Genomic DNA, 12,449 nt, shown 5'->3' with positions numbered 1-12,449 from the left:
AATGTTCCACTGGGAGGAAATCGTGACCAATACAAAATTGTTGAAGTCCACCGTTTTCGCGGCGGCCGCGCTGGGTCTGATGGCGTTCGCTTCGTCTGCGTCCGCGGCCGGCGTCGGCGCCTGCCTGATCACCAAGACCGACACCAATCCGTTCTTCGTCAAGATGAAGGAGGGCGCGACCGCCAAGGCCAAGGAACTTGGTGTCGATCTCAAGACCTATGCGGGCAAGATCGACGGTGACAGCGAGAGCCAGGTGGCGGCGATCGAAAGCTGCATCGCCGACGGCGCCAAGGGCATTTTGATCACCGCGTCCGACACCAAGGGCATCGTGCCGACGGTGAAGAAGGCGCGCGATGCGGGCCTGCTGGTGATTGCGCTGGACACGCCGCTCGATCCGATCGACGCCGCCGACGCGACCTTCGCCACCGACAATCTGGAGGCCGGCAAGCTGATCGGCGCCTGGGCCGCCGCCACGCTCGGTGACAAGGCCAAGGACGCCAAGATCGGCTTCCTCGACCTGACACCCTCGCAGCCGACCGTGGACGTTCTGCGCGACCAGGGCTTCATGATGGGCTACGGCATCGACGTGAAGGACCCCAACAAGATCGGCGATGAGACCGATCCGCGCATCGTTGGCCATGATGTGACGAACGGTAACGAGGAAGGCGGCCGCAAGGCGATGGAAAACCTTCTGCAGAAGGACAACACCATCACCGTCATCCACACCATCAATGAGCCGGCCGCGGTCGGTGCCTACCAGGCGCTCAAGGCTGTCGGCCTCGAAAGCCAGGTGCTGATCGTCTCGGTCGACGGCGGTTGCCCCGGCGTGAAGTCGGTCGCCGAAGGCGTCATCGGCGCCACCTCGCAGCAATATCCGCTGCAGATGGCCGCACTTGGCATCGAGGCGATCGCCGCTTTCGCCAAGGACGGCACCAAGCCGAAGCCGACCGAGGGCAAGAACTTCTTCGACACCGGCGTCAACCTCGTCACCGACAAGCCGGCGACGGGCGTCAAGTCCATCGACACCAAGGAAGGCCTCGCCAAGTGCTGGGGCTGATACTGGCCTGACCGGCAACGGAACCGATGCGACCGGGGGGACTTGATCCCCGGCCGCATCGGGTGGACGATGCATCACTGTAAACGCGAATAATCCCGGCGACAGACCGGAAGGCGTGGACGGCGTCAGCGTGTGGCTGAAGCCCTACGGGGAGGAAACATGGCTCAAGCTCAGGAATTCGAGAAGGTTCTCTCGGCCAGCGATACAAGTGTAGCCGCTTTTGACGAGCACAAATCAGCCGTCAAGCGCATCCAGCATTTTCTGCATTCGACGCCGGCGGCGGTGCCGCTGATCGTGCTGCTTCTGTCGATCGTCATCTTCGGCATCACGATCGGCGGGCGGTTCTTCTCGTCCTACACGCTGACACTGATCCTGCAGCAGATCGCCATCGTCGGCATTCTCGGCGCCGCGCAGACACTGGTCATCCTGACCGCCGGCATCGACCTGTCGATCGGGGTGATCATGGTGATTTCGGCCGTGATCATGGGCAATTGCGCGGTCAGCTACGGCATGCCGAGCGTGCTCGCCGTGGCGATCGGGCTTGCCGCCGGTGCGGCTTGCGGGCTGCTGAACGGGCTGCTGGTCGCCTATATGAAGCTGCCGCCCTTCATCGTGACGCTTGGCACCTGGAACATCGTCATGGCCACGAACTTCATCTATTCGGCCAATGAGACGATCCGCGACACCGACGTCGACAACCAGGCACCGCTGCTGCACCTGTTTGCCCTGAGCTTCAAGGTCGGCACGGCCGTGCTGACGCTCGGCGTCATCGCCACGGTCGTGCTCGTGCTGGTTCTTTGGTACGTGCTCAACCACACCGCATGGGGCCGCCATGTCTACGCCGTCGGCGACGACCAGGAGGCGGCGAAGCTGTCGGGTATCCAGACCAAGAAGGTGCTGATGACGGTTTACACCCTTGCCGGGCTGATCGCCGCTTTCGCGGCCTGGGTCTCCATCGGCCGCAACGGCTCGATCTCGCCGTCCGCCGCTGTTACCGACTACAATCTGCAGGCGATCACCGCGACCGTGATCGGCGGTATTTCTCTCTTCGGCGGCCGCGGCTCCATCCTCGGCACGCTGTTCGGCGCGATGATCGTCGGCGTCGTCTCGATGGGCCTCAACATGCTCGGCGCCGATCCGCAATGGAAAGTGCTGCTCACCGGCGTGCTGATCATCGGCGCCGTCGCCATCGACCAATGGATCAGAAAGGTTTCGGCATGACCCAGGAACCCATCCTCACCGCGCGCGGTCTGGTCAAGCGCTATGGCCGCGTCACCGCTCTCGACAATGCCGATTTCGACCTTTACCCCGGCGAAATCCTTGCCGTCATCGGCGACAACGGCGCCGGCAAGTCGTCACTCATCAAGGCGATTTCCGGCGCGGCCGTGCCGGACGAAGGCGAAATCCGGCTTGAAGGCAAACCCGTCTCCTTCAAGTCGCCGATGGAAGCCCGTGAAGCCGGCATCGAAACCGTCTACCAGAACCTGGCCTTGTCGCCGGCGCTTTCGATCGCCGACAACATGTTCCTCGGCCGCGAGATCCGCAAACCCGGCTTCGTCGGTCAGTGGCTTCGCATGCTGGACCGTCCGGCAATGGAAAAGCGTGCCCGCGACAAGCTCACCGAACTCGGCTTGATGACCATCCAGAACATCAGCCAGGCGGTGGAGACCCTGTCGGGCGGCCAACGCCAGGGCGTGGCGGTGGCCCGGGCCGCCGCCTTCGGGTCGAAGATGGTCATCATGGACGAGCCGACGGCGGCGCTCGGCGTCAAGGAGAGCCGCCGCGTGCTTGAACTGATCCTCGACGTGAAGAAGCGCGGCCTGCCGATCGTGCTCATCTCGCACAACATGCCGCACGTCTTCGAGGTGGCGGACCGTATCCACATCCACCGTCTGGGCCGTCGACTGTGCGTCATCGACCCCAAGCAATATACGATGTCCGACGCCGTTGCCTTCATGACCGGGGCAAAAACACCCCCGGAGGCGGCATTGGCGGCCTGACTGCCAACTTGCCGCAGGGTAAGTAGATGACGGCGTTCTCTAAATCGATTGAAAAGATGTTGCAATGCACTAGGGTGGGCTGGGAGAAACGGTGAAAGCCGGTATGATCAGGCCAAACCGAACGAGAGGCGATATGACATCCGCCATGACGATCGAAGCCCCCGCTCTCGACAATCCCGATCCCAAGACGCTTGCTGAAGAAGTCTTGATGTCGCTCAAGTACCGGGTCGGCAAGGACACCACCGTCGCGACCCAGTACGACTGGCTGACCGCCACGATCAAGGTCGTGCGCGACCGCGTCGTCGACCATTGGATGCAGGCGACCAAGGAAGCCTACGACCAACAGGAAAAGCGCGTTTATTACCTGTCGCTCGAATTCCTGATTGGGCGTCTGATGCGCGACGCCTTTTCCAACCTCGGCCTGATGGAGAACATGCGTGAGGCGCTGTCGTCGCTCGGCGTCGATCTCGACCTGATCGCGGCGCTGGAACCGGACGCGGCCCTCGGCAATGGCGGCCTTGGCCGGCTCGCCGCCTGCTTCATGGAAAGCATGGCCACCGTCGACATCCCCGCGCATGGCTACGGCATCCGCTATGCCAACGGCATGTTCCGTCAGGAAATCCACGATGGCTGGCAGGTCGAGTTGCCCGAGACCTGGCTTGACCACGGCAACCCCTGGGAATTCGAGCGGCGCGAGCGCTCCTTCGAAGTCGGTTTCGGTGGTTCGGTCGAATCGATCACCTCGAAGGACGGCCGCCTCGAACGCCATGTCTGGAAGCCGAGGGAGCATGTGCTTGCGGTCGCCTATGACACGCCCGTGGCTGGCTGGCGGGCCAAGCGCGTCAACACGCTGCGCCTTTGGTCCGGCATGCCGATCGACCCGATCCGGCTCGACAAGTTCAACGCCGGCGACCACATCGGGGCGCTGGCCGAAAGCAACAAGGCCGATGCACTGTCGCGGGTGCTCTATCCAGCCGATTCCCACATGGCCGGCCAGGAACTCAGGCTTCGCCAGGAATACTTCTTCTCCACCGCTTCGCTGCAGGACATCCTGCAGCGCCATCTCAGCCAATATGGCGATCTCAAGTCTCTGCCCGACAAGGCGGCGATCCACCTCAACGACACCCATCCGGCGATCGCCGTGCCCGAGCTGATGCGGCTCTTGATGGATGTCCATGGCATGGATTTCGATCTCGCCTGGGATGTCACCAAGCGCACCTTCGGCTACACCAACCACACGCTGTTGCCAGAGGCACTGGAAAGCTGGCCCGTGCCGCTGTTCGAGAGGCTTTTGCCCCGCCACATGCAGATCGTCTACGCCATCAACGCGCAGGTGCTGCTCGAAGCCCGCGCCACCGATCAGTTCTCGGACGAGCAGATCAGCCGTATCTCGCTTATCCAGGAGAATGGCGACCGCAGGGTGCGCATGGGCAATTTGGCCTTTGTCGGCTCGCATTCGATCAACGGCGTGTCGGCGCTGCACACCGAGTTGATGAAGGAGACAGTCTTCGCCGACCTCCACAAACTTTATCCCGATCGCATCAACAACAAGACCAACGGCATCACGCCGCGGCGCTGGCTCATCCAGTGCAATCCAGGCCTCACCGCGCTTGCCCGCGAGGCGATCGGCGACCGCTTCATGGATGACATCGAAGCGATCAAGGGGCTCGATCCCTTAGCCGACGACACCGCCTTTCGCGAAAAATTCGCCGCGGTGAAACGCCAGAACAAGGTGAGGCTTGCCAATCTGGTCGCCGATCGCCTTGGCATCAAGCTCGACCCTTCGGCGCTCTTCGACATTCAGGTCAAGCGTATCCACGAATACAAGCGCCAGCTGCTCAACATCCTCGAAGCGATCGCGCTCTATGACCAGATCCGTTCGCATCCCGAACGCGACTGGATGCCACGCGTGAAATTCTTCGGCGGCAAGGCCGCGCCCAGCTACCATAACGCCAAGCTGATCATCAAACTGGCCAACGACGTCGCCAGGGTGATCAACAGCGACCCTTCGGTGCGCGGCCTGCTGAAGGTCGTGTTCGTGCCGAACTACAATGTCAGCCTGGCCGAGGTGCTGATGCCAGCCGCCGATCTTTCCGAGCAGATCTCGACCGCCGGCATGGAAGCCTCCGGCACGGGCAACATGAAGTTCGCGCTGAACGGCGCGCTGACCATCGGCACGCTCGACGGCGCCAATGTCGAGATCAAGGAGCATGTCGGCGACGACAACATCTTCATCTTCGGCCTCACCACCGAAGAAGTCGCCGAGCGGCGCAACAATGGCTACAATCCGCGCGGCGTGATCGAGGCATCCCCTGAACTGGCGCAGGCGGTTGCGGCCGTTTCATCGGGCGTCTTCTCGCCCGATGATCCCAATCGCTACCGCGACCTCATCAATGGCCTCTATGACAGCGACTGGTTCATGGTCGCGGCGGATTTCGACGCCTATGCCGCCTGCCAGCGCGAGGTGGACGCTGTCTGGCGCAACAGCCCGGACTGGTACGCGCGCGCCATCCGCAACGTCGCGCGCGTCGGCTGGTTCTCCTCCGATCGCACGATCCGTCAATATGCGAAAGAAATCTGGAACGTACCCGTCTGATATGATTGCATAAGGCCACGAACGATGGCCGCAAAAACAAACACTTGGTGCCCGGGGAGGGCGACCGCCTGATGAGGAAGCCGCGCGCGACCGCTGCGACAAGCGGGCCGGACGGACTGGCGCCAGCCAGCGATGTCGAGGCGATTGTCGCCGGTACGCACGGCAATCCCTTTGCGGTTCTCGGTGTCCAGGAGGCCGGCAAGAGCCTGTTCGCACGCTGCTTCGTTCCGCACGCGCAGTCGGTTACGGCCTACACCCTGACCGGCGTCGAGGTCGGCGAATTGACCAGGCGCGACGAGGCCGGTTTCTTCGAAGGCAAGCTGTCGATCAAGAAGCGCCAGCCGCTGCGCTACCACGCCCGCAATGCCGGCGGCGACTGGTGGCTGACCGACCCCTATTCGTTCGGTCCGGTACTCGGGCCGATGGACGATTACTACATCGCCGAGGGTTCGCATCTCAGGCTGTTCGACAAGCTTGGCGCGCATGTCATCGAGCACGAAGGCGCGTCCGGCGTGCATTTCGCCGTATGGGCCCCAAATGCCAGGCGCGTTTCGGTGGTCGGTGACTTCAACGACTGGGACGGCCGCCAGCATACGATGCGCGACCGTCGCGACACCGGCATCTGGGAGCTGTTCATTCCCGATATCGGTGCCGGCCGGCCCTATAAATATGAAATCATCGGTCCCGATGGCGTGAGGTTGCCGCTGAAAGCCGATCCGTTCGCCTTCAAATCAGAACTGCGCCCGGCCACCGCCTCGGTGACCGCGATGCCGCCGGCGCATGCATGGGGTGACGAGGCGCATCGCAATTTCTGGCGCAACGCCGACCCTCGCCGCGAGGCCATCTCGATCTACGAGGTCCACGCCGGGTCCTGGCAGCTTGGCGATGACGGCTCCTTCCTGTCATGGGATGAACTGGCCGACCGGCTGATCCCCTATGTGATCGAGACCGGTTTCACCCATATTGAATTCCTGCCGATCTCCGAGCATCCCTATGACCCCTCCTGGGGTTACCAGACAACCGGCCTCTACGCGCCATCGGCCCGCTTCGGCGATCCGGACGGCTTTGCCCGCTTTGTCGACGGCGCCCACCGTGCCGGCGTCGGCGTCATCCTCGACTGGGTGCCGGCGCATTTTCCTGTCGACGAGCACGGTCTGGTCCATTTCGACGGCACCGCGCTCTACGAGCATGCCGACCCACGCAAGGGCTTCCATCCGGACTGGAACACCGCGATCTACAATTTCGGCCGCCGCGAGGTGGTGTCGTTCCTGGTCAACAACGCGCTGTTCTGGGCCGAAAAATACCATGTCGACGGTCTTCGCGTCGACGCGGTCGCCTCGATGCTCTACCTCGACTATTCGCGCAAGGCCGGCGAGTGGATCCCCAATGAGAAGGGTGGGCGCGAAAACCTCGAGGCGGTCAGCTTCCTGCAGAAGATGAACAAGGAGGTGTACGGCCACCATCCAGGCGTCATGACCATCGCCGAGGAATCGACCTCATGGCCAAAGGTCTCGGCGCCTGTCCATGAAGGCGGGCTGGGCTTCGGCTTCAAATGGAACATGGGCTTCATGCACGACACGCTGGAGTATTTTTCCAAGGAGCCGATTTTCCGCAAGCATCACCACAACGAGCTGACCTTCGGCCTGACCTACGCCTTCTCGGAGAATTTCGTGCTGCCGCTCTCGCATGACGAGGTCGTGCACGGCAAAGGCACGCTGCTGGGCAAGATGGCCGGCGACGACTGGCAGAAATTCGCGACCTTGCGTGCCTATTACGGCTTCATGTGGGGTTATCCCGGCAAGAAGCTGCTGTTCATGGGCCAGGAATTCGCGCAGCGCCGCGAATGGAGCGAAGCGCGCGCGCTTGATTGGGACCTGCTCGATTTCCGCCCGCATCGCGGGGTCTGGCAGACGGTGCGCGACCTCAACTATCTCTATCGTTCACGCCCGGCCCTGCATGGCCGCGACTGCGAGCCGGAAGGGTTTTCCTGGCTGATCGTCGACGACAGCCAGAATTCGGTTTTCGCCTGGGTGCGCAGCGCTCCCGGCGGCGATCCGGTCGCCGTCATCTCCAATTTCACACCGGTGCCGCGCGACAATTATCGTGTGCCGCTGCCGAAGGCCGGCAAGTGGCGCGAGATCATCAACACCGACGCTTCCGAATATGGCGGTTCCGGCATGGGCAATGGCGGCATGGTCGAGGCAAGGGCGGAGGGCAAGGGCATCTCGGCAACGATGCTCCTGCCTCCGCTGTCGACGATCATGCTTGAACTCGCTGCTGACTGAACTCGTTAAGGCTGGTTAGCGCATCGATACGAGTAACTTGGGAGGGTATAAATGGCAGACTTGAAGAGAACCCAGCCGCTGGCCCGCGACGCCATGGCCTACGTGTTGGCCGGCGGGCGCGGCAGCCGCCTCAAGGAACTGACCGACCGGCGCGCCAAGCCCGCGGTCTATTTCGGCGGCAAGACGCGCATCATCGATTTCGCGCTCTCCAATGCGCTCAACTCCGGCATCCGCCGCCTCGGCGTCGCCACCCAATACAAGGCGCATTCGCTGATCCGCCACCTGCAGCGCGGCTGGAACTTCCTGCGGCCCGAACGAAACGAGAGTTTTGACATCCTGCCGGCCAGCCAGCGTGTGTCGGAAACGCAGTGGTATGAAGGCACGGCGGACGCCGTCTACCAGAACATCGATATCATCGAGGCCTATGGCCCGGAATACATGGTAATCCTGGCCGGCGATCACATCTACAAGATGGACTACGAGATGATGCTGCGCCAGCATGTCGATGCCGGCGCCGATGTCACGGTCGGCTGCCTCGAAGTGCCGCGCATGGAGGCGACCGGCTTCGGCGTCATGCATGTCGATGCCAAGGACAACATCATCGCCTTCGTCGAAAAACCCGCTGACCCGCCCGGCATTCCGGGTAACCCGGAATTCGCCTTGGCCTCGATGGGCATCTACGTCTTCAAGACCAAGTTCCTGATGGAGCAACTGCGCCGCGATGCCGCCGAGCCGGGCTCCAGCCGCGACTTCGGCAAGGACATCATCCCCTATATCGTCACGCACGGTAAGGCGATCGCGCACCGCTTCACCAAGTCCTGCGTGCGTTCGACCGCCGAAAACGAGGCCTACTGGCGCGATGTCGGCACGGTTGATGCTTATTGGGAGGCCAACATCGACCTGACCGACGTGACGCCCGAACTCGACCTCTACGACCGCGATTGGCCGATCTGGACCTATGCCGAACTGAAGCCGCCGGCAAAGTTCGTGCATGACGAGGACGGCAGGCGCGGTTCCGCCATTTCGTCACTGGTGTCGGGCGATTGCATCGTCTCGGGCGCTTCGCTGAAGAAAAGCCTGATCTTCACCGGCGCGCGCATCAATTCCTATTCGACGCTGGAAGAGGTTGTCATGCTGCCCGACGTTCATGTCGGCCGGAACGCAAAGTTGAAGCGCGTCGTCATCGACCACGGCGTAAGGATACCCGAAGGGCTGGTGGTCGGCGAGGATCCCGTCCTCGACGCCAAGCGCTTCCGGGTTTCGGAAAAGGGTATCTGCCTGATCACACAGGACATGATCAACAAGTTGTCAACCTGAACAGGTGATCAACAGGCTGTCACTTTAGGGTGTTTTGTGCATGTCGTGGTCCAAACCGCACACGGTTTGGGCGGCATGGATGGGAAGCGGATCGTTAAGCGCATGCAGGTTCTGTCGGTCACTCCCGAAATCTTCCCGCTGATCAAGACAGGCGGGCTTGCCGATGTAACCGGCGCGCTGCCCATTGCGCTCGCGGCGAAGGGCGTGGCCATGCGTACGCTCGTTCCGGGCTTTCCCGTGGTGATGGGCGCCTTCAAGAAAAAGAAGGCCGTCTATCAGTATCCCCTACTGCAAGGCGGCAAGGCGTCGGTCCATGCCGTCCAGGTCGCCGGGCTCGATTTGTTCGTGCTCGACGCGCCGCATCTGTTCGACCGCCCCGGCGGCCCCTATGGTAACGCCTCGGGCGCGGACTGGCCGGACAATTGGCGGCGCTTCGCGGCGCTGAGCCAGGCCGGCGCCGATATCGCCGGGGGCGCCATCTCGGGCTACCTCCCCGACATCGTCCATGCCCATGACTGGCAGTCGGCGATGACGCTGGCCTATATGCGCTATGGCAAGGCGGTCGGCACCCCATCCATGATGACCGTCCACAATCTCGCCTTCCAGGGCCAGTTCGGGGCCGGTATCTTCGGCGAGCTCGGCCTGCCTGCCGCGGCGATGGCGCTTGACGGCGTCGAATATTATGGCGGCGTCGGCTTCCTTAAGGCTGGCCTGCAGGCCGCCTGGGCGATCACCACGGTGAGCCCGACCTATGCGCAGGAGATACGTTCGCCGGAATTCGGCATGGGCCTCGACGGCCTTATCAACATGCGTTCCAGCGATCTCCATGGCATCGTCAACGGCATCGACACCGCCATCTGGGATCCGGCAACCGACAAGCATCTGGTATCTACCTATACGGCCGAAACGTTGAAGGCCCGCGCGCCGAACAGGGCCGCGGTCGAGGACCGTTTCGGCCTCGACCGCGACGGCAGTCCGATTGTCTGCGTCGTCAGCCGCCTGACCTGGCAGAAGGGCATGGACATATTGGCGACGGTGGTCGACGGCATCGTCGCGACAGGCGCAAGGCTGGCCATCCTCGGCTCGGGCGACGCCGGCCTCGAAGGCGCGCTGCTGGCCGCGGCCGCACGCCATCGTGGCCGCATCGGCGTGGTCGTCGGCTATGACGAGGGGCTGTCGCACACCATGCAGGGCGGCTGCGACGCCATCGTCATCCCGTCGCGCTTCGAGCCTTGCGGGCTGACGCAGCTTTACGGCCTGCGCTATGGCTGCGTGCCGGTCGTCGCCCGCACCGGCGGCCTGGCGGACACCATCATCGATGCCAATGAAGCAGCGTTTGCCGCCGGCGTGGCGACCGGCTTCCAGTTTGCCCCCAACAATGGCGGCGCGCTGCTGCACGCGATCCGACGCCTGGCCGACGCCCACGCCAGTCCCGCAATCTTCGAAACCATCCAGCGCCAGGGCATGAAGACCGATGTGTCGTGGGATCGAAGCGCCGAAAAATACGTCGAACTCTATCGCCTGCTGCTTTCGAAAAGGGTTGCCTGAAGCATGATACGCACCGTTTCCACCAAGCCCTATTCCGACCAGAAGCCCGGCACGTCGGGCCTGCGCAAGAAGGTGCCAGTGTTCCAGCAGGAGCACTATGCCGAGAACTTCATCCAGTCGATTTTCGATGCACTCGACGGGTTCAAGGGCAAGACCCTGGTGATCGGCGGCGACGGCCGTTTCTATAACCGGGAGGTCATCCAGAAGGCCATTGCCATGGCGGCCGCCAATGGCTTCGGCAAGGTGATGGTCGGGCAGGGCGGCATCCTGTCGACGCCCGCGGCCTCGCATGTCATCCGCAAATACAAGACCTTCGGCGGCATCATCCTCTCGGCCAGCCACAATCCCGGCGGCCCGCACGAGGACTTCGGCATCAAGTACAATGCCGGCAATGGTGGCCCGGCGCCGGAAAAGCTGACTGACGCCATCTTTGCCAAGACCAAGACGATTTCGAGCTTCAAGATCGCCGACATCGACCCGATTGACATCGATACGGTCGCGACAGTCAAGGCTGCCGGCATGACCGTCGAGATCATCGATCCGGTTACCGACTATGCCGAGTTGATGGAGAGCCTGTTCGATTTCGATGCGCTGCGCAAACTGTTCAAGTCGGGCTTCCGCATGCGCTTCGACGCCATGCATGCGGTGACCGGGCCCTACGCCAAGGAAATCCTCGAACACCGCCTCGGCGCACCGAACGGCACCTGCCGCAATTTCAAGCCGCTGCCCGATTTCGGCGGTCATCACCCGGACCCCAACCTGGTCCATGCCAAGCACCTTTATGATGAGATGATGGGACCGGACGCGCCCGATTTCGGCGCCGCCTCCGATGGCGATGGAGACCGCAACCTGATCATCGGCAAGGGCATTTTCGTCACCCCTTCGGATTCGGTCGCCATGCTCGCCGCCAATGCCCGCCTGGCGCCGGGCTACAAGGATGGGCTGAAAGGCATCGCCCGTTCGATGCCGACCAGTGGCGCGGCCGACCGCGTCGCTCACAAGCTAGGTGTCGGGATTTACGAGACGCCGACCGGCTGGAAGTTCTTCGGCAATCTGCTCGACGCCGGCATGGCGACGATCTGCGGCGAGGAAAGTGCCGGCACCGGCTCCAACCATGTCCGCGAAAAGGACGGTCTGTGGGCGGTCCTCTTGTGGCTCAACATCCTCGCCGCGCGCGGCGAAAGCTGCAAGCAGATCGTCACCGAGCATTGGGAGACCTATGGCCGGAACTACTACTCGCGCCATGATTACGAGGAGGTTGAGAGCGGCCGCGCCAATGCGCTGGTCGACGAACTCAGGGCCAAGCTCGGCTCGCTACCGGGCACCAGCGTGCGCGGCCTGAAGATCGCCAATGCCGATGATTTCGCCTACCACGACCCGGTCGACGGCTCGACCAGCGAGCACCAGGGCATAAGGGTGCTGTTCGAAGGCGGCTCGCGTGTGGTCTTTCGGCTTTCGGGCACCGGTACGTCTGGCGCGACCTTGCGCGTCTATATCGAGCGCTACGAGCCGGACAAGTCGAAGCACGACCTCGACACGCAGGAGGCGCTCGCCGACCTGATTTCGGCGGCCGACGACATTGCCGGGATCAAGAGCCACACCGGGCGCAACAAGCCGAGCGTCATTACTTGAGGGCGGTGGAGCGC

At 62.8% G+C, this 12,449-nt stretch carries 8 protein-coding genes; all 8 read left to right on the top strand.

What is annotated here, in order from left to right; genetic code table 11:
• Nucleotide 1 precedes the first annotated feature (1 nt).
• The 8 genes from LB555_RS20940 to LB555_RS20905 all read left to right on the top strand — a co-directional run bounded on the left by LB555_RS20940 (nt 2) and on the right by LB555_RS20905 (nt 12,435).
• Nucleotides 2–1,057, top strand: coding sequence for a sugar ABC transporter substrate-binding protein (locus LB555_RS20940; protein WP_411908817.1), 1,056 nt, complete (start codon nt 2–4; stop codon nt 1,055–1,057).
• 159 nt (nt 1,058–1,216) lie between these two features.
• Nucleotides 1,217–2,278, top strand: coding sequence for an ABC transporter permease (locus LB555_RS20935; protein WP_015318693.1), 1,062 nt, complete (start codon nt 1,217–1,219; stop codon nt 2,276–2,278).
• Nucleotides 2,275–3,057, top strand: a complete 783-nt coding sequence (locus tag LB555_RS20930; protein WP_015318692.1) for an ATP-binding cassette domain-containing protein — start codon at nt 2,275–2,277, stop codon at nt 3,055–3,057. Before LB555_RS20935 ends, LB555_RS20930 begins: the two co-directional genes overlap by 4 nt.
• Before the next feature lie 133 nt (nt 3,058–3,190).
• Entirely contained in the window at nt 3,191–5,653 is a 2,463-nt protein-coding gene (locus tag LB555_RS20925; protein ID WP_015318691.1) for a glycogen/starch/alpha-glucan phosphorylase, read from the top strand.
• Nucleotides 5,654–5,724: 71 nt separating this feature from the next.
• A complete protein-coding gene (gene glgB / locus LB555_RS20920) occupies nt 5,725–7,938 on the top strand; it encodes a 1,4-alpha-glucan branching protein GlgB (RefSeq protein WP_015318690.1) in 2,214 nt (737 codons plus the stop codon).
• Between the two features lie 51 nt (nt 7,939–7,989).
• On the top strand, nt 7,990–9,255 hold the full coding sequence (gene glgC, locus LB555_RS20915) for a glucose-1-phosphate adenylyltransferase (protein WP_015318689.1): 1,266 nt from the start codon (nt 7,990–7,992) through the stop codon (nt 9,253–9,255).
• A 102-nt stretch (nt 9,256–9,357) separates the two neighbouring features.
• Entirely contained in the window at nt 9,358–10,803 is a 1,446-nt protein-coding gene (glgA, locus tag LB555_RS20910) for a glycogen synthase GlgA (RefSeq protein ID WP_015318688.1), read from the top strand.
• Between the two features lie 3 nt (nt 10,804–10,806).
• Entirely contained in the window at nt 10,807–12,435 is a 1,629-nt protein-coding gene (locus LB555_RS20905; RefSeq protein WP_224683644.1) for an alpha-D-glucose phosphate-specific phosphoglucomutase, read from the top strand.
• Nucleotides 12,436–12,449: the final 14 nt, after the last annotated feature.

It is taken from the genome of Mesorhizobium sp. BR-1-1-10 (assembly GCF_020165595.1).
Lineage (GTDB): Bacteria > Pseudomonadota > Alphaproteobacteria > Rhizobiales > Rhizobiaceae > Mesorhizobium > Mesorhizobium australicum.
This window is presented reverse-complemented; position numbering and strand designations above follow the sequence as displayed.